This window comes from Bradyrhizobium sp. Kon58, assembly GCF_055807455.1.
The window spans coordinates 32877-52007 of record NZ_JBVVOT010000022.1 but is presented as its reverse complement, the minus strand read 5'-3'; the positions used below and the strand labels follow the sequence as shown (position 1 = coordinate 52007).

The 19131-nt window shown below is 63.8% G+C and carries 19 protein-coding genes; 7 read left to right on the top strand and 12 right to left on the bottom strand.

Annotated features, from left to right (window positions below; translation table 11 throughout):
• Positions 1 to 2 precede the first annotated feature (2 nt).
• From AC0L20_RS28475 to pqqA, 10 genes are all read right to left on the bottom strand, one after another.
• Positions 3 to 1058, bottom strand: a complete 1056-nt coding sequence (locus AC0L20_RS28475; RefSeq protein WP_473294020.1) for a 2-oxoacid:ferredoxin oxidoreductase subunit beta — start codon at positions 1056 to 1058, stop codon at positions 3 to 5.
• Between the two features lie 130 nt (positions 1059 to 1188).
• A complete protein-coding gene (locus AC0L20_RS28470; protein WP_473294019.1) occupies positions 1189 to 3036 on the bottom strand; it encodes a 2-oxoacid:acceptor oxidoreductase subunit alpha in 1848 nt (615 codons plus the stop codon).
• On the bottom strand, positions 3006 to 4805 hold the full coding sequence (locus AC0L20_RS28465) for an FAD-dependent oxidoreductase (protein ID WP_473294018.1): 1800 nt from the start codon (positions 4803 to 4805) through the stop codon (positions 3006 to 3008). Before AC0L20_RS28465 ends, AC0L20_RS28470 begins: the two co-directional genes overlap by 31 nt.
• Positions 4806 to 5039: 234 nt before the next feature.
• Positions 5040 to 5717 (bottom strand): hypothetical protein, encoded by a 678-nt coding sequence (locus tag AC0L20_RS28460; RefSeq protein WP_473294017.1) that lies wholly within the window; start codon positions 5715 to 5717, stop codon positions 5040 to 5042.
• A 16-nt stretch (positions 5718 to 5733) separates the two neighbouring features.
• A complete protein-coding gene (pip, locus tag AC0L20_RS28455) occupies positions 5734 to 6720 on the bottom strand; it encodes a prolyl aminopeptidase (protein ID WP_473294016.1) in 987 nt (328 codons plus the stop codon).
• Entirely contained in the window at positions 6710 to 7909 is a 1200-nt protein-coding gene (pqqE, locus tag AC0L20_RS28450; RefSeq protein WP_473294015.1) for a pyrroloquinoline quinone biosynthesis protein PqqE, read from the bottom strand. Before pqqE ends, pip begins: the two co-directional genes overlap by 11 nt.
• A complete protein-coding gene (gene pqqD / locus AC0L20_RS28445) occupies positions 7906 to 8217 on the bottom strand; it encodes a pyrroloquinoline quinone biosynthesis peptide chaperone PqqD (protein ID WP_473294014.1) in 312 nt (103 codons plus the stop codon). The genes pqqE and pqqD overlap by 4 nt, the downstream gene beginning before the upstream one ends.
• Positions 8218 to 8223: 6 nt before the next feature.
• Positions 8224 to 9015, bottom strand: a complete 792-nt coding sequence (gene pqqC / locus AC0L20_RS28440) for a pyrroloquinoline-quinone synthase PqqC (RefSeq protein WP_473294013.1) — start codon at positions 9013 to 9015, stop codon at positions 8224 to 8226.
• Complete coding sequence (gene pqqB, locus AC0L20_RS28435) at positions 9012 to 9941, bottom strand: pyrroloquinoline quinone biosynthesis protein PqqB (protein ID WP_473294012.1); 930 nt, start codon at positions 9939 to 9941, stop codon at positions 9012 to 9014. The genes pqqC and pqqB overlap by 4 nt, the downstream gene beginning before the upstream one ends.
• 117 nt (positions 9942 to 10058) lie before the next feature.
• Positions 10059 to 10139, bottom strand: a complete 81-nt coding sequence (gene pqqA, locus AC0L20_RS28430; RefSeq protein WP_007595659.1) for a pyrroloquinoline quinone precursor peptide PqqA — start codon at positions 10137 to 10139, stop codon at positions 10059 to 10061.
• 249 nt (positions 10140 to 10388) lie between these two features.
• Between pqqA and AC0L20_RS28425 the strand changes: the two genes are divergently transcribed.
• The 6 genes from AC0L20_RS28425 (at position 10389) to AC0L20_RS28400 (ending at position 14791) form a co-directional block, all read left to right on the top strand.
• Positions 10389 to 10646 (top strand): DUF6894 family protein, encoded by a 258-nt coding sequence (locus tag AC0L20_RS28425; RefSeq protein WP_007613759.1) that lies wholly within the window; start codon positions 10389 to 10391, stop codon positions 10644 to 10646.
• Positions 10647 to 10853: 207 nt separating this feature from the next.
• Positions 10854 to 12254: an amidase family protein gene (locus tag AC0L20_RS28420; protein ID WP_473294011.1), complete on the top strand. Its 1401-nt coding sequence runs from the start codon at positions 10854 to 10856 to the stop codon at positions 12252 to 12254.
• Between the two features lie 2 nt (positions 12255 to 12256).
• The gene (locus tag AC0L20_RS28415; RefSeq protein WP_473294010.1) at positions 12257 to 12733 is read left to right on the top strand and encodes a glutathione peroxidase; all 477 of its coding nucleotides are present in this window, start codon (positions 12257 to 12259) and stop codon (positions 12731 to 12733) included.
• Positions 12730 to 12987 carry a DUF3297 family protein gene (locus AC0L20_RS28410; protein WP_007613756.1) on the top strand — a complete coding sequence of 86 codons (258 nt, stop codon included), beginning with the start codon at positions 12730 to 12732 and terminating at the stop codon, positions 12985 to 12987. Before AC0L20_RS28415 ends, AC0L20_RS28410 begins: the two co-directional genes overlap by 4 nt.
• A 151-nt stretch (positions 12988 to 13138) precedes the next feature.
• A complete protein-coding gene (gene tarD / locus AC0L20_RS28405) occupies positions 13139 to 14308 on the top strand; it encodes a D(-)-tartrate dehydratase (RefSeq protein ID WP_473294066.1) in 1170 nt (389 codons plus the stop codon).
• 195 nt (positions 14309 to 14503) lie between these two features.
• A complete protein-coding gene (locus tag AC0L20_RS28400; protein ID WP_027519749.1) occupies positions 14504 to 14791 on the top strand; it encodes a GIY-YIG nuclease family protein in 288 nt (95 codons plus the stop codon).
• Between the two features lie 511 nt (positions 14792 to 15302).
• Here the strand turns inward: AC0L20_RS28400 and AC0L20_RS28395 are convergent.
• Positions 15303 to 16655 (bottom strand): malonyl-CoA decarboxylase, encoded by a 1353-nt coding sequence (locus AC0L20_RS28395; protein WP_027570588.1) that lies wholly within the window; start codon positions 16653 to 16655, stop codon positions 15303 to 15305.
• 179 nt (positions 16656 to 16834) lie between these two features.
• Positions 16835 to 17686: an AraC family transcriptional regulator gene (locus AC0L20_RS28390; protein WP_473294009.1), complete on the bottom strand. Its 852-nt coding sequence runs from the start codon at positions 17684 to 17686 to the stop codon at positions 16835 to 16837.
• Positions 17687 to 17746: 60 nt separating this feature from the next.
• Here AC0L20_RS28390 and AC0L20_RS28385 point away from each other — a divergent pair, with 60 nt between their 5' ends.
• Positions 17747 to 18919, top strand: coding sequence for an MFS transporter (locus AC0L20_RS28385; protein WP_473294007.1), 1173 nt, complete (start codon positions 17747 to 17749; stop codon positions 18917 to 18919).
• Positions 18920 to 19131: the final 212 nt, after the last annotated feature.

The window sequence follows — 19131 nt, the reverse complement described above, 5'->3', positions numbered from 1 at the left end:
GATCACCGCAGGCTGGCGTTGAACTTGTCCAGCGCCGCGGAGCCCGGGCAGAGCGTGTCCGCTTCCAGCGTGTTGAGCGGCGTTTCGACCGTGTTGAGATGCTCGTGCAGATCTTCCGCATCAGGATCGACGTAGAGCAGGCCGGTGACGATCTGCCCCTTGGCGGCGTGCTTTTGCAGGAAGGTCTGGGCGCCGAGCCGGTCGTGCGGATCGTAGTCGGCGTCGATCTTGCGTAGCGCGATCCTGCTGCCGTCATGCTGCTCGACCATTTGCACCGTGCCGGGTGCGTAATCCACCGCAATCGGATCGCGGCCGACCAGCACGTCGAGCCGGTTCACCGCGTCATTGTGCTCGCGGACATAGTCGAAGCTCTTGGTCGAGCCGGCGTGGTTGTTGAAGGCGATGCAGGGGCTGATGACGTCGATGAACGACGCGCCCTTGTGACGGATCGCGGCCGCGATCAGCGGCACCAGCTGGGTCTTGTCGCCGGAGAAAGAGCGGGCGACGAAAGTCGCGCCCAACTGCAGCGCGATGGCGACGAGGTCGATGGCGTTGTCGGTGTTGGTGACGCCCTTCTTGGACTTCGAGCCGCGGTCGGCGGTGGCCGAGAACTGGCCCTTGGTCAGGCCGTAGACGCCGTTGTTCTCGACGATATAGGTCATGTTGACGCCGCGCCGGATCGAATGCGCGAACTGGCCGAAGCCGATCGAGGCGGAATCGCCGTCGCCGGAGACGCCGAGATAGATCAAATCGCGATTGGCGAGGTTGGCGCCGGTCAGGACCGAGGGCATGCGGCCGTGCACGGAATTGAAGCCGTGCGAATTGCCGAGGAAATAGTCCGGCGTCTTCGACGAGCAGCCGATGCCCGAGATCTTGGCGACCCGGTGCGGCTCGATCGAAAGCTCATAGCAGGCCTCGATGATCGAGGCCGTGATCGAGTCATGGCCGCAGCCGGCGCACAGCGTCGAGATCTTGCCTTCGTAATCGCGATGGGTGTAGCCGAGATCGTTCTTCTTCAGCCCGGGATGGTGGAATTTCGGCTTTGCAATGTAGGTCATGCGAGCACCTGAAGCTTCCGCGGCGTCATGGCCGGGCTTGTCCCGGCCATCCACGTCTTGGCGGCACGGAAGAAAGGCGTGGATGCCCGGGTCAAGCCCGGGCATGACGGAGAGAGTAAATAACCGGTCATCATGACACGGCCTTGCGGAGCGGGGTCACCTTGAGGTGATCCTGGTGGTCGCCAATGGCTTTTGCGATGAAGCGGGCGGTGATCGGCGAGCCGTCGTAATGTACGATCGGCACCAGCCGTACCGGGTCGATGCCGTTCTCGTTCACGATGAGCTGGCGCAGCTGGCTGTCGCGGTTCTGCTCGACCACGTAGACGAAATCGTGCTCGGCGAGGAAGCTCGCCACGCTCGAATGGAACGGGAAGGCGCGGATACGCAGGCGATCGAGCTGATGCCCGCGCGCTTCCAGCAATCCGATCGCCTCGTCCATTGCAGGCGTAGTCGAGCCGAAATAGATCACGCCGTATTTGGTCGGTCGTTCCGCATTGGCCTGGAGCGGCCGCGGCACCAGATCCTGCGCGGTCTCGAACTTGCGCATCAGCCGCTGCATGTTGTCGGCGTAGGCCGAGCCTTCCTCGGAGTAACGCGCATAGCGGTCACGCGACGTGCCGCGGGTAAAAAATGAGCCCTTGGTCGGATGCGTGCCGGGATAGGTTCGGTACGGGATGCCGTCGCCGTCGACGTCAAGATAGCGGCCGAAATCGCGGCCTTCGTCCAGCATCTCCGCGGTCATCACCTTGCCGCGGTCATATTGCTTGGAATCGTCCCATTTCAGCGGACGGCAGAGCCGGTGGTTCATGCCGATGTCGAGGTCGAGCATCAGGAAGATCGTGGTCTGGAGCCGCTCGGCGAGATCGAAGGCTGCGGCCGCGAACTCGAACGCCTCGGCGGGATCCTCAGGGAACAGCAGCACATGCTTGGTGTCGCCATGCGAAGCATAGGCGCAGGCGATGATGTCGCATTGCTGGGTGCGGGTCGGCATGCCGGTCGAGGGACCGGCGCGCTGGATGTTCATGATCACGGCCGGGATTTCGGCGAAGTACGAAAGTCCAATGAACTCGGTCATCAACGAGATGCCGGGGCCGGAGGTCGCGGTGAAGGCGCGGGCGCCGTTCCAGGAGGCGCCGATCACGATGCCGATCGAGGCGAGCTCGTCCTCGCCCTGCACGATGGCGTATTTCGCCTTGCCAGTTTCCGGATCGTGCCGGTACTTCTTGCAATGCGCGGTGAAAGCCTCCGCCACCGACGAGGACGGCGTGATCGGATACCAGGCGCACACCGTGGCGCCGCCATAGACGGCGCCAAGCGCGGCGGCGCTGTTGCCCTCGATGAAGATGCGGTCGCCGACCTTGTCGGACTTCTTCACCCGCAGCCCTGTCGGGCATTTCAGGTTCTGCAGCGCCCAGTCGCGGCCGAGATGCAGCGCGTGGACATTAGACGAAAGCAGCTTCTCCTTGCCCTTGTACTGCTCGCCGATCAGCTGCTCGATCAGCTTCGGATCCATGTCGAGCAGCGCCGAGAGCGCCCCGAGATAGATGATGTTCTTGAACAGCTGGCGCTGGCGCGGATCGGTGTAGGTCGAGTTGGTGATCGCGGTCAGGGGGACGCCGATTACGGTGATGTCGTCGCGGAATTTGGTCGACGGCATTGGCTTGGTGGAATCATAGAACAGATAGCCGCCGGGCTCGATGCCGGCGACGTCCTTGTCCCAGGTCTGCGGGTTCATGGCGACCATCATGTCGACGCCGCCGCGGGCGCCGAGATGGCCGTCTTCCGTCACCCGCACCTCGTACCAGGTCGGCAGGCCCTGGATGTTGGAGGGGAAGATGTTACGGGGGCTCACCGGAACGCCATGGCGCAGGATCGCGCGCGCAAACATCTCGTTGGCGCTGGCCGAGCCCGATCCGTTGACGTTGGCGAAGCGGACGACGAAGTCGTTTACGCTGCTGATCGGCTTTTTGTCGGACATGTCGAACCCGCTTGAGTCATCTCGATCAAATATTTCTGCATGTCCCAGGCGCCGGTGGGACAGCGCTCGGCGCAGAGCCCGCAATGCAGGCAGACATCCTCGTCCTTGACCATCACGCGCCCGGTCTTGAGGTCGCTGGACACATAGAGATCCTGGTCCGGATGCAGCGAGGGCGCTTTCAGGCGCTGACGGAGATCGCCTTCCTCGCCATTGTCCGTGAAGGTGATGCAATCCATCGGACAGATGTCGACGCAGGCGTCGCACTCGATACAGAGCGAGGTCGAGAACACGGTCTGGACGTCGCAGTTCAGGCAGCGGTGAGCCTCGCCCAGCGCCAGCTTGACGTCGTAACCGAGCTCGACCTCGGTGCGGATGTCCTTCAGCGCGATCACCTTGTCGCGATGCGGCACCTTGTAGCGCTTGTCGTTGGAGATGTCGTTGTCATAGCTCCATTCGTGGATGCCCATCTTCTGCGAGGAGATGTGCACCTCCGGCAATGGACGCTCGGTGACGTCTTCGCCCGAAAGCATCTTGTGGATCGACAGCGCGGCGTCATGGCCCTGCGCCACCGCCCAGATGATGTTCTTCGGCCCGAACGCGGCGTCGCCGCCGAAGAACACTTTTGGATTGGTGGATACGAACGTCTTCGGATCGACCTTGGGCATGTGCCATTTGTCGAACTCGATGCCGCAATCCTGCTCGATCCAGGGAAAAGCGTTCTCCTGGCCGACCGCGACCAGCACGTCGTCGCATTCGATGGTCTGGTCCGGCTCGCCCGAGGGCACGAGGTTGCGGCGGCCCTTGGCGTCGTATTCGGCCTTCACCTTCTGGAAGGTGATACCGGTGAGCTTGCCGTTGTCATGGATGAAAGCCGTGGGCACGAGGAAGTTGAGGATCGGAATGTCCTCGTGCAGCGCGTCTTCCTTCTCCCAGGGCGAGGCCTTCATTTCCTCGAAGCCGGAGCGCACGACGACTTTCACCTCTTCGCCGCCGAGGCGGCGCGCGGTGCGGCAGCAATCCATCGCCGTGTTGCCGCCGCCGAGCACGACCACGCGCTTGCCGATCTTGTCAGTATGACCGAACGAGACCGAGGACAGCCAGTCGATGCCGATATGGACGTTGGCGGCGGCTTCCTTGCGTCCGGGAATGTCGAGCTCGCGGCCGCGCGGTGCGCCGGAGCCGACGAAGATCGCGTCGTACTTCTCCGCGAGCAGCGCCTTCATGCTCTCGATGCGGTGGCCGCCCTTGAAGTCGACGCCGAGACCCAAGATGTAGCCGGTCTCCTCGTCGATGACTGAATCCGGCAGGCGGAATTTCGGGATCTGCGAGCGCATCATGCCGCCGGCTTGCGGATCGCCGTCGAACACGGTGCAGTGATAGCCGAGCGGCGCGAGATCGCGCGCCACCGTCAGCGAAGCGGGACCGCCGCCGACGAATGCAACGCGCTTGCCGTTCTTGGCCGAGGGCCGCGGCAGGCGTTGCGTGATGTCGTCCTTGAAGTCGGCGGCGACGCGCTTGAGGCGGCAGATCGCGACCGGCGTCTCCTCGACGCGTCCGCGGCGGCACGCCGGCTCGCATGGACGATCGCAGGTGCGTCCCAGAATTCCGGGAAACACGTTCGATTTCCAATTGATCATATAGGCGTCGCTGTAGCGGCCTTGGGCGATCAGTCGGATGTATTCGGGAACGGGAGTGTGCGCAGGACAGGCCCATTGGCAATCGACCACTTTGTGAAAGTAGTCGGGGGCCGCAATATCGGTCGGTTTCATTCCTACCCTGTCCGCGCAGGCTCAAAGACCCCGCGGCCTTTTCTTGAGCTTGGCGAACGCTAACGCGCGGCGATCTGGTTTCTGAATGACGTCATTGGGTTAGCTTATTAGAACCGCTCCGAAGTACAACGGCAAATTTCGCGCTTCCCCTCTTTCATGGGAGCTACGCGCGCACAGCATTAACGACCGCGCGCAGTATGTGGCGGTGCAGCATGTTGCGATGCGTCCGGTGGCCTAGTTGCGCGCGATGTCGCTCTTCGCGAGGTCCCAGATCAGGCTGTAGGTGCCGACCGACACGGGAAGCGGGAATGGCGCGGCGGCAGGGCCGGTGAAGCGCGCGGCAATCACGGCCGAGACCGCGCCGACATGCGTGCCGTCGATCAGCACGAACCAGTCGCGCGCGCCTTCGTTGCGGACCGCCGGGATGTCCGCGGTCGCGCCCGACAATTCCGGCTCGCTCTCGAGCAGATGCATCGAGATGATGCCGTCGTGCTTGTCCGGCGCCAGCCTGTCTTGCAGTGCGTCACGCCACGCGGCTGCATTGTCCGGCGTCGGCCGCAGCAGCACGAGGCCGAGCGCCGCGCCGCGTCCGGTACCATTGCTGATCGTGATGCGCGCGACCACCCGCAGCATGTCCTTGAAATGCGCCATGCTCCGCCGCGACCATTCGGTTTGATTGGCGAGCCGCGCCCGGTAGGCGGGACTGTCGAGCACGTCGAGCGTCGCGGTCGAATACAGCGAGAGATATTTGGGATTGGCGGCGTGCGCGACATAGCGCCGCGCTTCGAGAAAGCCCTCGATCGCAACGCGCTCTTCCAGATGCTCGCGATCGTACCAGCGATTGAAATCGGCTTCGGCAGCCGCATCGATGTTCATCGACGTCAGCAGCATGCCCTTCCCGGCGAGTGGCATTTTTCTTGTTGTCCTGTTATCGCGAGATCTTCGAAGCGATATCCGCGATCGACTTCATGACCGCGTCCCGCACGCCCGCATCATAGAGCGAGTGGCCGGCTTCTTCCACGATGCGAATCTCGGAACCCGGCCACGCTTTCGCGAGCGCCTGCGATGTCTCGGGAGGGCACAACAGATCGTAGCGGCCCTGGACGATGATGCCGGGAATGCCGTCGAGCTTGCCGGCGTTCCGCAACAACTGGTTCTCCGTCATGAAGCTGTCGTGAATGAAATAATGCGCCTCCATGAACGGCGTCGCCGGCAATGTGCGCCAGACGTTCAGCGACGCCAGGTCGATCCGCGTCTTTGCCGCCTTGTGCTCCGACAAGACGCGCTCGGTGTCGTACCAGGCGCGCGATGCCGGGCCATGCACGGCCGGATCGGGATCGAGGATGCGGCGATAGTAGGCTTCCACCGGCCGCGCGCGCTCCTCGACCGGCAGCACGCTGAGGAAATCCTCGTAGAGGGCGGGATAGAATTGCGACAGGCGCGAGGTGAAGGCGATCTCGACTTCAGCACGCGTGCCGAGAAACGTCGCGCGGAGCGCAATCCCGGAGACGCGCTCGGGATGGGCCTGCGCATAAGCCAGCGCCAGCGTCGCGCCCCAGGAGCCGCCGACCACCATCCAGCGCGCGATCCCGAATTTCTCGCGGATTTTTTCCATGTCCGCGATCAGATGCTGCGTGGTGTTGTGCTGGCGCGATCCCTTCGGCCGGCTGCGGCCGCAGCCGCGCTGGTCGAACAGCACGGCGTGAAAACGGTCGGGATCAAACAGCCGGCGGTGGTCGGGCTGGCAACCGCTGCCGGGGCCGCCATGCAGATAGACTGCGGGGATTCCGTCCGTGCGGCCGACGCTCTCGACATAGAGCTCGTGGCCGTCGCCGACGTCGAGCGTTTCGGAGGTCAGCGGTGCAAAGGGATCGGCGCGCTTGACTGAGCTGGCCGCGTCGGCGTCAGGCATCATTCCCGGATTCCAGAGTGCCGCCGGCGAAATTGCGATAGACGAAGCGGTTGGTGTCGCCCTCGGCCTCGCGCTCGGCCTGCTTGAAGATGGTCTCGTGCAGCGGCGACAGCGCGCAGGCAGGATCGGTGTTGGCGGCGTCACCGGTCAGCGCAAAGGCCTGGCAGCGGCAGCCGCCGAAATCGATCTCGCGGAATTCGCAACTCTTGCACGGCTCCCTCATCCAGCCGGTGCCGCGATAGCGGTTGAAGGCCTCCGAGTTCTGCCAGATCCAGGCGATCGAATGGTTGGAGCGCACTGATTCGAAGTCGAGCCCGGTGATGCTCTCGGCGGCGTGGCAGGGCAGCACCTTGCCGGCCGGCGAAATGTTGAAGAACTGCCGGCCCCAGCCGCCCATGCACTTCTTCGGCCGCAGCGCGTAATAATCGGGCACGACATAGTCGATCGTGAGCCGGCCCTTCAGCCGCTCGCGCGCCTCCTCGACGATGCGGGTGCACTCGTCGAGCTGCGCCACTGTCGGCATCAAGGCGGCGCGGTTCTTCAGCGCCCAGCCGTAATATTGCACATTGGCGACCTCGAGCCGGTCGGCGTCGAGATCGACCGACATCTGGATGATCTCGGGCAACTGGTGCAGGTTCTGCCGGTGCATCACCGCATTCACGGTGAGCGGCAAATCGAGCTCGCGCGTCCATTTTGCCACTTCGAGCTTCTTGCGGTGCCCGTTTTTGTAACCGCCGACGCGATCGGCGAGGGCTTCTTCAACGCCCTGGAAACTGATCTGGACGTGGCAGAGCCCGGCATCGGCAAGTTCGCTCAGCCGCTCGCGCGTCAGCAGCACGGCCGAGGTGATGAGGTTGGTGTAGAGGCCGACATCGCTGGCATGCTTGACCAGCTCGACCAGATCCTTGCGCGCCGTGGGCTCGCCGCCGGAGAAATGCACCTGGAGCACGCCGATCTCGGCGAGCTCGCTCAGGACCTTCTTCCATTCCTCGGTGGTCAGCTCCTTGCCCGAGCGGTCGAGCTCGACCGGGTTGGAGCAATAGGGACATTGCAGCGGGCAGCGATGGGTGATCTCGAGCAGCACGGCGAGCGGAATGCCGAACGTCTCCGCCGTCGAGCGGCTCTTCTCCAGCACCGCGAGGCTGTCGCTGGCGTCGGGCGGGATGATGGGATTGCCGAGTACATCGCTCATGCCGTCTTCTCCCGGGCCTCCGTGAGAAAGCCCTTGTCGGCGAGATCCTGCAGCATGACGATGACGTCGGCCAGGATCGCCTCGCGCGGCGCGGCGTATTTTGCCGCCAGCTGGTCGGATATGTCGCCGACATTGCGCTCGCCGTCGCAGAGCTGCAAGACCTCGACCGCGATCTCGTCTGGCGCCAGCACGCGTTCGGGCGCCAGGATCACCCAGACTTTTCGCGTCTCGTCATATTTCAGCTTGGCGTGCCGCGGCAGCACCGGCCGGCTGGTCTCACTGACGCTGATGTTGCGCGGCCCGGCCATTGTTCCTCAGCTCGCTTTTTGGTGTTCTTGGGGCACGAACGCGCCCGGCGGAATGTGGCCCTCGACATAGGCGTGCTGGAGCGCGTCGAGCTGCACCCAGAGCACGTTGGTCTTGAAGATCAGCGCGTTGCAGACCGACGCGCGTTGTTCGGGCGTGGTGGCATGCGCCTTGACATAGTCGAGCGCAAACCCGGCGTCGCGCGGCGCCTGTGCCAGCCGGCGCTTGAAGTAGCTCATGATGTCAGGATTGACGAAGTCATAGTGCTCCAGCATTCCGGAGATGCGCTCTTCGTGCAGGTTCGGCGCGAACAATTCGGTGAGCGAGGAGGCGATCGCTTCCAGTGGCGACTTCTCGCGGCAATAATGCACATAGGCTTCCACCGCAAAGCGCGTCGCCGGCAGGATGCCTTCGGTCGATTCCACATAGGCCGTGTCCAGCCCGAGGCCGTCGGTCAGCTTCAGCCAGCGCTCGATACCGCCTTCGGAGCCGATATCGCCGTCATGATCCTCGATGCGGTGGCGCCATTCCACGCGCGTGGCGCGGTCGCGGAAGCGCGAGATCACCACCGCGTCCTTGATCGGGATCGTGCTCTGGTAATAGTAGCGATTCAGCGCCCAGGCCTGGACCTGGCCCTTGTTCAGCTTGCCGCCGTGCAGCATCTTATGGAACGGATGCAGGCTGTGATAGCGCGTCGCACCGATATGGCGCAGCGCCGCCTCCAGCTCCTCGGCGCTGGTGAGCCTGATGTCCTTGCCGATCGAGAGCGCGGTCATTCCAGTCAGCGACGCGGCATTCACAGCACGATCTCCGTTCCGTCAGCGGGTATCTGCCAGCCCGCCGCTTCAGCGGCCTTGCGCTCGGGGGAAGCGGGCAGCAGCGCCGGGTTCGAGTTATTGATATGCAGAAATATCTTCCTGTCGAGTGCGAGGTCCGCGAGCCGCGCGATGGCGCCGTGGTCGCCGGACATCGCGACATGGCCCATGCTCTTTCCGGTCTTGTGGCTAAGCCCGCACCTGATCATCTCGTCGTCCTGCCACACCGTGCCGTCGAAGAACACCAGCGCGGCGCCGTCGATCTCGGCCTTGAGCGCGTCGGTGATTTCGGCGCAGGCGGCGATGAAGTAGAAGCATTTGCCGGTCGATTTATCGGTGATCTTCAGCCCCAGCGTATCGCCCTCGCCGGCGTCGCCGCCCGGATGCGCCTTGCCTTCCAGGTACCAGGCCGATTTGCCCGAGACCGCGAAGGGCAGCACCTCGATGCCTGAGCGCGCCCCGTCCGGCAGCCGCGGCTCGAACGGCTCGTTGATGTCGACCGGCAGGCGCTGCACGTTCTTCTCGTTCAGCACGTTGAAGATGCTGTTCGCCTTCAGGATCGCCAGCACCTTCTCATGCGCATAGACCGTGAAGGGCGAGCCCTCGCGCATCGACAGCAGGCCTGCCACCGCGTCCACTTCGCTGTTGGTCAGGATCACGCCTGCGATCGGCGTATGGCGCAGCGCGCCTGCCTTCGGATGCAGCTGCGGCGTGGCATTCAATTGCTGGCGGAGGTCGGGGGAGGCGTTGATCAAGAACCAGTGCTCGCCGTCGCCACTGAAGGCGACCGAGGCTTGGGTCCGCTGTAGCTCTTGGCCGTTTTCACGGGCCGCCCGGCAGCCCTCGCAGCCGCAATTCCATTGCGGCACTCCGCCGCCGGCTGCGGCGCCCAGGACGACGACGCGAAGCATGATCCGTCTCCTGGAGGGAACGCTGCGAGGTGGGTCTCAGGCCAACACAGTTTCCGTCGTTCGGAAACCTGCCGTGACCGAAAGACCCACCTGCGCTGAACGCAGATCGCCAGCCACTTACTTGCGGGTGGCGCTCACATACATGTTGATTTCCATGCCGCAGGGCACTTCGACGATCTTCGGGGCTTTCCAGGCCATTTCGGCTCTCCATTTTCGAGAATTCGGACGTATCCGCCCAACCCTTAAGTTAGTGCGGGTGGAAAAGTTCGCCAGTGAAATTTTCCCGAGAAAGCCATGTTGCGGCGCGAAAAATGCTGCCGGAACAATACTTGCTGGTGAAGCTGCCTTGCGCCCGGCGCATTCGGTCGCGAACCCTGTCCTGATAAAGCAGTTGTGAGTGCAGTGCAGCTTTCAATCCGGTACAGGCGACCCAACTGGAACTTCGTGATGCCCAGATATTTCTTCAACACCCGTATCGGCGACGAACTGATCGTGGATCCCGAGGGAGAGGATTTGCGCAATCCCGACCGTGCCTGGGAGGTCGCCCGCCAGATGATCCTGGAGGTGCTGAGATCGGAAGGCACCCAGCCGGCCCTGCTCGAGGCCGTCATCGAGGTTACCGACCGCGAAGGCGAGATCGTGCTCGAATTCCCCTTCACCGAGGCATTGCTGGACATCCCGGACCAGTCCGCGACGCGGCACTAGCCCCCGACTCTCTCCCCGTTATTGCGAGGAGCCCTTGCGACGAAGCAATCCAGACTGCTTCCGCGGAGGCAGTCTGGATTGCTTCGCTTCGCTCGCAATGACGGCGAATGAGCCTCACCCGGCATCCCCCGCCCTTCGCCCCTGCGAAATCCGCATGGCTTTGCCGCGTTCCCGGGGCTAAAAGACGCCGGTTAAACGGAGCAAGCCATGCAAGATCTCTGGCGCCTGTCGGCGGCCGACCTCGCCAACCTCGTCAAAACCAAGAAGGTCTCGGCCAGGGAGGCCGCGCAGGCCGGCCTGGCCCGGCTCGACGCCGTCAATCCCAGCCTCAACGCCGTGATCGACCACCGGCCGGAGGACGTGCTCAAGCAGGCCGACGCCGTCGATGCCGCCATTGCGCGGGGCGAGGACCCAGGCCCGCTCGCCGGCGTGCCCGTCACCATCAAGGCCAATGTCGATCAGGAGGGCTTTGCCACCACCAACGGCCTCAAGCTCCAGCGCGACCTGATCGCGCGCGAGGACAATCCGGTGGTCGCCAATTTCCGCAAAGCCGGCGCCGTTCTGCTGGGGCGCACCAATTGCCCGGCCTTCTCCTATCGCTGGTTCACCACCAATCTAGTCCACGGCGACACCAAGAATCCTCGCGACGCCTCGCTGACGCCGGGCGGCTCGTCCGGCGGCGCCGGTTCGGCGGTCGCGGCCGGCATCGGCCATATCGCCCACGGCACCGATATTGCCGGCTCGATCCGCTATCCCGCCTATGCCTGCGGCGTGCATGGCCTGCGCCCGACGCTCGGCCGCATCCCGGCCTTCAATCCGGCCCTGCCGGAGCGCCCGATCGGGCCGCAGATCATGGCGGTGTCGGGACCGCTGGCGCGCACCGTCAACGACATCAGGATTTCGCTTGCGGCGATGTCGGCCCGCGACATCCGCGATCCCTGGTTCGTGCCGGCGCCGCTGGAAGGCCCCGCGCGTCCGAAGCGCGCCGCGCTCTGCCTCAACCCGGACGGCCTGGCCACCGCGCCCGAGGTGAAGGCGGCCGTCATTGATTCCGGCAAGCGGCTCGAGCGTGCCGGCTGGACCGTCGAGACAATCGAGAACACCCCGCCGATGCGCGAAGCGGTCGAGTGGCAGATCAAGCTGTGGCTCGGCGACGGCTACGAGGCGCAACTCGAAATGGCCGAGCGTGAAGGCGATCCCGGCGCGCTGGCGTGCCTCAACGGCAACCGCGGCAGGGTCACGCCGATGGACCAGGCCAATTACGCCAAGGCATTGACCCGCCGCGCCACGTTGACCCGCGACTGGATGCTGTTCTTCGAGACCTATGCCGTGCTGCTGACGCCGGTTTCCGGCGAATTGCCGTTCCCGGATCATCTCGACCGCAAGGACGAGTCTTCCTTCAAACGCGTCTGGGAAGCGCAGTTGCCGCAGATCGCCATTCCCTTCATGGGCCTGCCGGGCCTCGTGGTCTCCACGGGTCTCGTCGGCAGGGCGCCGGTCGGCGTGCACATCGTGTCCGGCCGCTATCGCGAGGATCTCTGTCTGCTCGCGGGCGAGGCGATCGAGGCGGGCGGCGTGCCACCGTCGCCGATCGATCCCGTGGGTTAGCGATGTCCGTGATCTACGACTTCAAGGCCAACTCGCTTCTCGGCGAAGAAGTGCCGATGCGCAGCTTCGAGGGACAGGTGCTGCTGATCGTTAACACCGCGAGCAAATGCGGCTTCACGCCGCAATATCGCGGGCTGGAGGATCTGCATCGCGACCTGTCCCCGCGCGGCTTCTCGGTGCTCGGCTTTCCCTGCAACCAGTTCGGTGCGCAGGAGCCTGGACCGGCGAGCGAGATCCAGGCGTTCTGCTCGACCAATTACGACGTCACCTTTCCCCTGTTCGAGAAGATCGAGGTCAACGGCAGCAATGCGCATCCGTTGTATGAGTACCTGAAACGCCAGCAATCCGGCCTGCTGGGCGCCTCCATCAAATGGAATTTCACCAAATTCCTGGTGGATCGCGCCGGCAAGGTGGTTTCGCGCTATGCGCCGACCGCGCGGCCCGAAGGATTGCGGCAGCAAATCGAGACCCTGTTATGAGCGAGACAATCATGAGCGACGAATTTCCGGACCGCCTCTCGGTCGATCCGAACAGCCCCTTTTACAATGCGGACATCCTGGCGCGGGACGTCGGCATCCGCTTCAAGGGTGTCGAGAAGACCAATGTCGAGGAATACTGCATCAGCGAAGGCTGGGTTCGCGTCACCGCAGGCAACGCCAAGGACCGTCACGGCAATCCGCTGACCATCAAGGTGCACGGCCCGGTCGAGCCGTATTTCAGGGATAAGAAGTAAGAGCGCGCGCTCTCTCCACTCGTCGTCGCGAGCGCTCTCTCCTCGTCATTGCGAGCGTAGCGAAGCAATCCAGGATCTTTCCGCGAAGGCAGTCTGGATTGCTTCGTCGCAAGAGCTCCTCGCAATGACGAAAGTGAAAGGCCAAAACCCCATGTCCGTCCGCATCGTCGACGTCCGCGAGATCACGAAACCGATCTCTTCGCCGATCCGCAACGCCTATATCGATTTCACCAAGATGACGACGAGCCTGGTTGCGGTCGTCACCGATGTCGTCCGCGACGGCAAGCGCGTCGTCGGCTACGGCTTCAACTCCAACGGCCGCTACGGCCAGGGCGGCCTGATCCGCGAGCGCTTTGCTGCGCGCATCCTGGAGGCCGATCCGAAATCGCTGCTGAACGCGGTCGGCGACAATCTCGACCCCGACAAGGTCTGGGGCGCGATGATGATCAACGAGAAGCCGGGCGGTCACGGCGAGCGCTCCGTCGCGGTCGGCACCATCGATATGGCGGTGTGGGATGCCGTGGCGAAGATCGCAGGCCAGCCGCTGTTCCGGCTGCTGGCCGAGCGTCATGGCGTCAAAGCCAATCCGCGCGTGTTCGTCTACGCCGCCGGCGGCTATTATTATCCCGGCAAGGACCTTTCGATGTTGCGCGGCGAGATGCGCGGCTATCTCGATCGCGGCTACAACGTCGTGAAGATGAAGATCGGCGGCGCCGATATCGGGGACGATCGCACCCGCATCGAGGCGGTGCTGAAGGAGATCGGCAAGGACGCGCAGCTCGCCGTCGACGCCAACGGCCGCTTCGATCTCGAGACCGGCATCGCCTACGCCAAGATGCTGCGGGATTATCCCTTGTTCTGGTACGAGGAGGTCGGCGATCCCCTCGACTACGCGCTGCAGGCAGCGCTTGCCGAATTCTATCCGGGACCGATGGCCACAGGCGAAAACCTGTTCAGCCACCAGGACGCCCGTAATTTGATTCGCTACGGCGGCATGCGGCCCGACCGCGACTGGCTGCAATTCGACTGCGCGTTGTCCTACGGCCTGTGCGAATACCAGCGCACGCTTGAGGTGTTGAAAACTCATGGCTGGTCGCCGAGCCGCTGCATCCCGCACGGCGGCCACCAGATGTCGCTCAACATCGCAGCCGGCTTAGGCCTCGGCGGCAACGAGAGCTACCCCGACCTGTTTCAGCCCTATGGCGGTTTCCCCGACGGTGTCCGTGTCGAGAACGGCCACATCACCATGCCCGACCTGCCGGGCATCGGCTTCGAAGGCAAGTCGGATCTCTACAAGGAGATGAAGGCGCTGGCGGAGTAGGGCAACGCGAGGGGCGCGACGGCCGCGCCGCACACTCCGTCATTGCGAGCGCAGCGAAGCAATCCAGAGTGTTTCCACGGAGGCAGTCTGGATTGCTTCGTCGCAAGAGCTCCTCGCAATGACGGTGTCGGCGAAAGTCTCGCAATCATCTCTTGGTTGTGATATCATGAAAGCTCTCCTCAGCTGAGCACGATCATGAAGCAGCCTTGCGTGTACATGTTCGCCAATCGCCGCAACGGGACGATCTATACAGGCGTCACGTCCAATCCACCGCGCCGCGCGTTCGAGCACCGCGAGGGCTTGGTGAAAGGGTTCTCGTCAAAGTATGGCTGCAAGCTTCTCGTCTGGTACGAGCTGCATGCGACGATGACCGACGCGATCACACGCGAGAAGCAGATCAAGGCCGGCAGCCGGGAAAAGAAGCTTGCACTGATCGAGAGCGTCAATCCGGATTGGATGGATTTGTACGAGACGCTAATCTGATTGCACCAGGTGTCACCACACACTCCGTCATTGCGAGCGCAGCGAAGCAATCCAGAGTGTTTCCACGGAAGCAGTCTGGATTGCTTCGTCGCAAGAGCTCTTCGCAATGACGGCGGCGAGAGGGGAACTCTTCGACGGGCGCTTTGGCTGCTGCGGGCGAATTGCTGAGAGTGCGCGAGGTGTCGCCACAATCTCCGTCATTGCGAGCGCAGCGAAGCAATCCAGAATCGTTCTGCGGAAACAGTCTGGATTGCTTCGTCGCAAGGCTCCTCGCAATGACGGCGGCGAGAGGGGGACTCTTCGACGGGCGCTTTGGCTGCTGCGGGCGAATTTGCTGGGAGTGCGCGAGGTGTCGCCACATTCTCCGTCATTGCGAGCGCAGCGAAGCAATCCAGAATCTTTCCGCGGGCGCAATCTGGATTGCTTCGTCGCAAGAGCTCCTCGCAATGACGGCGGAGAGTGCGTCGTCGGCTGCGTTCGCATTGACGATGTGGCGTGAGCCGGACGTCTCCTACGACAACCGCATATCCAGCAGCCGTCGCCCTTCGCCCTTCAAGAGCTTCTTCACCGCGCTCGACGCCACGACCTCGCCGTCATTCGCATAAGCTTCGTGGTTCTTCTCGATGTCGTCGAGGCGGTAGAGGTAGTTGACCATCACGCCGGCGGATTCGCGCACGCCCTTCGGCGAGAGATCGCCAAGCCAGTTGATGCGCTCGAGGCGGGCGCCGTTGCCGAGATGGAAGCGCGCGACGGAGTCGATCAGCTTGCCTTTCGGCGTGCGCGCCTTGAGGAAGTAGTGCGCCGCGAGCGGTTCGATCACGCCACGCAGCAGCGTGGTCGTCTCGGGGTTCTCGAACCATTTGGGATCGTCGAGGCGCTTCAGCACTTCGCGGTCCTCATCCGACAGCGGCAAATCCTTGTCCTGCTTCACCCATGGCATGAAGCCCGGCACCGGCGACAGCGTCACGAAATTGTCGAGCTTGGGCAATTCGCGGCGCAGCTCCTCCACCACCTGCTTGATCAGGAAGCTGCCGAAGGAGATGCCGCCGAGACCGCGCTGGGTGTTGGAAATCGAGTAGAACACGGCGGTGCGGGCGCGCTCGATCGGGACGGAGGGGCGATCGACCGCGAGTAGCGGCGCGATCGCGCCGGGGATCGTCTCCGTCAGCGCCACCTCGACGAAGATCAGGGGCTCGTCGACCATCGCGGGATGGAAGAAGGCGTAGCAGCGGCGGTCGACCGGATCGATGCGGCGGCGCAGATCGTCCCAGTCGCTGATCTCGTGCACGGCCTCATAACGGATGATCTTTTCGAGGATGTTGGCCGGCGTCGACCAGTCGATCCTGCGCAGCACGAGAAACCCCCTGTTGAACCACGAAGAAAGAAGATGCGAGACGTCGCGATCGAGTGCGGCGAGATCGGTGTGCCCGTTCCTCATGTCGAGCAGGTCGGCGCGCATCTTGACGAGATCGCCCGTGCCGCCAGGCGCGCGGTTGAGGCGGCGAATCAGCTCCTGCCGGCGCGGCTCGGAGGCGAAATGAAGCGCGCTGGCATCCTCGTCGGCCGGCTTGGCACGCCATGTCTCGATCGCCTTGGACAGGCGTTCCCGATCCGGGCCGAAATCGCGCACCAGTGCTTCGAAGAAGGCGCGACGTCCCGCCGCATCCAACTCCTGGTAGATGTCGAGCACCTCACGCGCCATGGCGGTGCCCGAAGCTTCGCCCCGGCCCGACAGCAGCGCGCCGCAGAGCTCGATGAGCCCATCGGCGTCCGGCTTGGTGTCAGCAGAATCCCCGCGGCGAAGCAGCGTGCGGCCGCGCTCGGAGATGGTGGTGAGCAGGTCGGAGAAGAAAGCGTTGGCCATCGGGGCTTTCGTGTCGGGTTTGTGCGGTGCGGGAATCTTACACGGGATTTGGGCGGAAGCCGATCACAATCAAGCGGGGGAGTTTGGCAAGTTTAGCGGGGCGGGCGTTTCGAAAACCCAAAGAAAGCTGTCATGCCCCGGCTTGACCGTGGCATCCATTACGCCGCAGCTTTTCGGTTCTAGCCGCGCCGTCCCAGAGTACTGGATCGCCCGGTCAAGCCGGGCGATGACACGGAGTGTGTGGCAAACTCCGTCGGCGTCCGCCCCGTCACCTGACGGAACGCTGCGGAAAATGCCGGCACGCTGGCATAGCCGAGCTGGGTCGCGAGCTGCTTCACCGACACATTGGCATCGGTCGACAGCCGCTGGATCGCCGCCGCGATTCTTGCGCGCTGGCACCAGCTCTTGAAGCTCAGCTGCGTCTCTGTCGAAAACAGCCGCGATAGCGTGCGCGCGGAGGTTCCGACCTCGCGCGCCAGCGCGTCGATGTCGTGCAGGCCGGTGGGATCGTCGAGCACCATCATGGCGGCGCGCCGGCAGCGCGGCTCGTGCGGCAGCGGCACGAAGGTCGCGGAATCCTCGGCCTGGACCAGTTCCAGCATCACCAGGCGCACCAGCAGATCGGTCCGCTCCTCGGTATTGCGCGCGTCGAACAGCGCGAGGATCGCCTGATTCAGCAGCGGCGACACGCGCACCACGAATTCCCTGGTCAGTCCCTCATGGCGCTGCTCGCGCTTCAGCCAGGCGAGGTCGAAATACAGCGTCCGCATCTCGATGTCGGCGAGCAGATCGATGGCGTGCTGGAGCCCGGCCGGCACCCAGACCGCGCGGTCCGGCGGCACCAGCCAGCGTCCGCCGGGCGTCGTCACCTGCATGGTGCCCCTGGCGGCATAGATCAGCTGCGCCTCGCGGTGCAAATGCGGATCGATCCGCATGCCCTTGGGGTAGTCGCGGGCGACCAGATGCACGCCCGCGGGCGAGCGATGGTTGCTCCGGACCGCCCGGAGGATTGGCGTCTCGACGACAGTCATTGGCGGCATCCCGTCATGCCCAAGACATATAACTCATTTCGGAGCAGGAGAGGATTCGGAATGAACAGCCCCAGCCGGGTGATCAGTTTCGTCAACGCGGGCCATTTCATCGACCATTACGCGATGCTGATTTTCGCCGCCGCAGTGATCATCATGGGACCGGCGCTCGGCATGGCTTATTCGGAACTCCTGCCTTATGCGACGCCGGGCTTCGTCGCCTTCGGCGCGGGCTCGCTGCTCACCGGCTGGCTCGGCGACCGCTGGAGCCGTCGCCACATGATGCTGATCTTCTTCGTCGGCATCGGCGCCTCCATGATCTCGGTCGGCTTCGTGCAGACGCAGGCGCAGCTCGGCGCGGCGCTGTTCGCGATCGGCATTTTTGCCTCGATCTATCATCCCGTCGGCACCGCCATGATCGTCTCCTACGCTGACAGGCTCGGCCGCGAGATGGGCATCAACGGCGTCTGGGGCAATCTCGGCGTCGCATCATCGGCGCTGGTCACCGGCGTGATCGGCCAATATCTCGGCTGGCGCTTGGCCTTCATCGTCCCGGGCATCGTCACCATCCTGATCGGCATCGCGTTTGCGATGATGGTCGTGCACGAGGACCGCAAGGGCTCGAAGCAGGCGGCAGCGCAAGCGCGGGTCGCCAAGCAGGACATGTGGCGCGTGATCCTGTCGCTGTTGATCGTGGTGATCGCGATTTCCACCACGTTCAACGCCGTCACCGTGGCGCTGCCAAAGCTGTTCGCGGAGCGGCTCGCCGATCTCACCAAAAGCCCGGCGCTGCTCGGCGTCATCGCGGCCTGTGTCTACGTGTTCGGCGCGATGACGCAGTACACGATCGGCCGGCTGCTCGACCGCTATTCGCTGAAGACGGTGGCGCTGCCGCTGTCCTTCATGCTGGCGCCGTTCCTGTATCTGGCCGCGAGCCTGTCCAATCTGCCGCTGATTTTAGTTTCGATCGGCATCGTCATGGGCGCGTTCGGGCAGGTCACGGTCAACGACGCCATGGTCGGCAAATACACCAGCGAGGAATGGCGCTCGCGCGCCTATGCCGTGCGCTATTTCATCGGCTTCACCGCGGCAGGCGCCTCGGTCGGCCTGGTCGCCTGGCTCTACGAGCAGGGCGGCTTCGTTACCATGCTGCATGCCTTCGCCGCCCTCTGCCTGCTCGCGATCGCAGCCGCGATCATTCTCCCGCGCGAGATCAGGACACCGGCGGCGGTGTGAGGGATCGGCGCGAGGCGCGCGGCTGCCTCCACATCGTCATTGCGAGCGCAGCGAAGCAATCCAGAATCTTTCCGCGGCGGCAGTCTGGATTGCTTCGCTGCGCTCGCAATGACGGGGGATGAGGAGGCACCCTGCGCACACCACCCATGATGCCATCATGCCAGTGTTTTGCCCGACGGAGCAAGCAGCTTTCGGCAAAGACGAAATCTGAT

Excerpts from the sequence above, each read along its gene's own strand:
- pqqA (WP_007595659.1), bottom strand. The coding sequence starts at position 10,139 with ATGGCCTGGAAAGCCCCGAAGATCGTCGAAGTGCCCTGCGGCATGGAA.
- AC0L20_RS28395 (WP_027570588.1), bottom strand. The coding sequence starts at position 16,655 with ATGGCCAACGCTTTCTTCTCCGACCTGCTCACCACCATCTCCGAGCGC.
- pqqD (WP_473294014.1), bottom strand. The coding sequence starts at position 8,217 with ATGGCCGGGCCGCGCAACATCAGCGTCAGTGAGACCAGCCGGCCGGTG.
- AC0L20_RS28415 (WP_473294010.1), top strand. The coding sequence starts at position 12,257 with ATGTCCGTGATCTACGACTTCAAGGCCAACTCGCTTCTCGGCGAAGAA.
- AC0L20_RS28410 (WP_007613756.1), top strand. The coding sequence starts at position 12,730 with ATGAGCGAGACAATCATGAGCGACGAATTTCCGGACCGCCTCTCGGTC.
- AC0L20_RS28425 (WP_007613759.1), top strand. The coding sequence starts at position 10,389 with ATGCCCAGATATTTCTTCAACACCCGTATCGGCGACGAACTGATCGTG.
- pqqB (WP_473294012.1), bottom strand. The coding sequence starts at position 9,941 with ATGCTTCGCGTCGTCGTCCTGGGCGCCGCAGCCGGCGGCGGAGTGCCG.
- AC0L20_RS28420 (WP_473294011.1), top strand. The coding sequence starts at position 10,854 with ATGCAAGATCTCTGGCGCCTGTCGGCGGCCGACCTCGCCAACCTCGTC.
- pip (WP_473294016.1), bottom strand. The coding sequence starts at position 6,720 with ATGATGCCTGACGCCGACGCGGCCAGCTCAGTCAAGCGCGCCGATCCC.
- AC0L20_RS28385 (WP_473294007.1), top strand. The coding sequence starts at position 17,747 with ATGAACAGCCCCAGCCGGGTGATCAGTTTCGTCAACGCGGGCCATTTC.
- AC0L20_RS28400 (WP_027519749.1), top strand. The coding sequence starts at position 14,504 with ATGAAGCAGCCTTGCGTGTACATGTTCGCCAATCGCCGCAACGGGACG.
- AC0L20_RS28390 (WP_473294009.1), bottom strand. The coding sequence starts at position 17,686 with ATGACTGTCGTCGAGACGCCAATCCTCCGGGCGGTCCGGAGCAACCAT.
- pqqE (WP_473294015.1), bottom strand. The coding sequence starts at position 7,909 with ATGAGCGATGTACTCGGCAATCCCATCATCCCGCCCGACGCCAGCGAC.
- tarD (WP_473294066.1), top strand. The coding sequence starts at position 13,139 with ATGTCCGTCCGCATCGTCGACGTCCGCGAGATCACGAAACCGATCTCT.
- AC0L20_RS28475 (WP_473294020.1), bottom strand. The coding sequence starts at position 1,058 with ATGACCTACATTGCAAAGCCGAAATTCCACCATCCCGGGCTGAAGAAG.
- AC0L20_RS28465 (WP_473294018.1), bottom strand. The coding sequence starts at position 4,805 with ATGAAACCGACCGATATTGCGGCCCCCGACTACTTTCACAAAGTGGTC.
- AC0L20_RS28460 (WP_473294017.1), bottom strand. The coding sequence starts at position 5,717 with ATGCCACTCGCCGGGAAGGGCATGCTGCTGACGTCGATGAACATCGAT.
- AC0L20_RS28470 (WP_473294019.1), bottom strand. The coding sequence starts at position 3,036 with ATGTCCGACAAAAAGCCGATCAGCAGCGTAAACGACTTCGTCGTCCGC.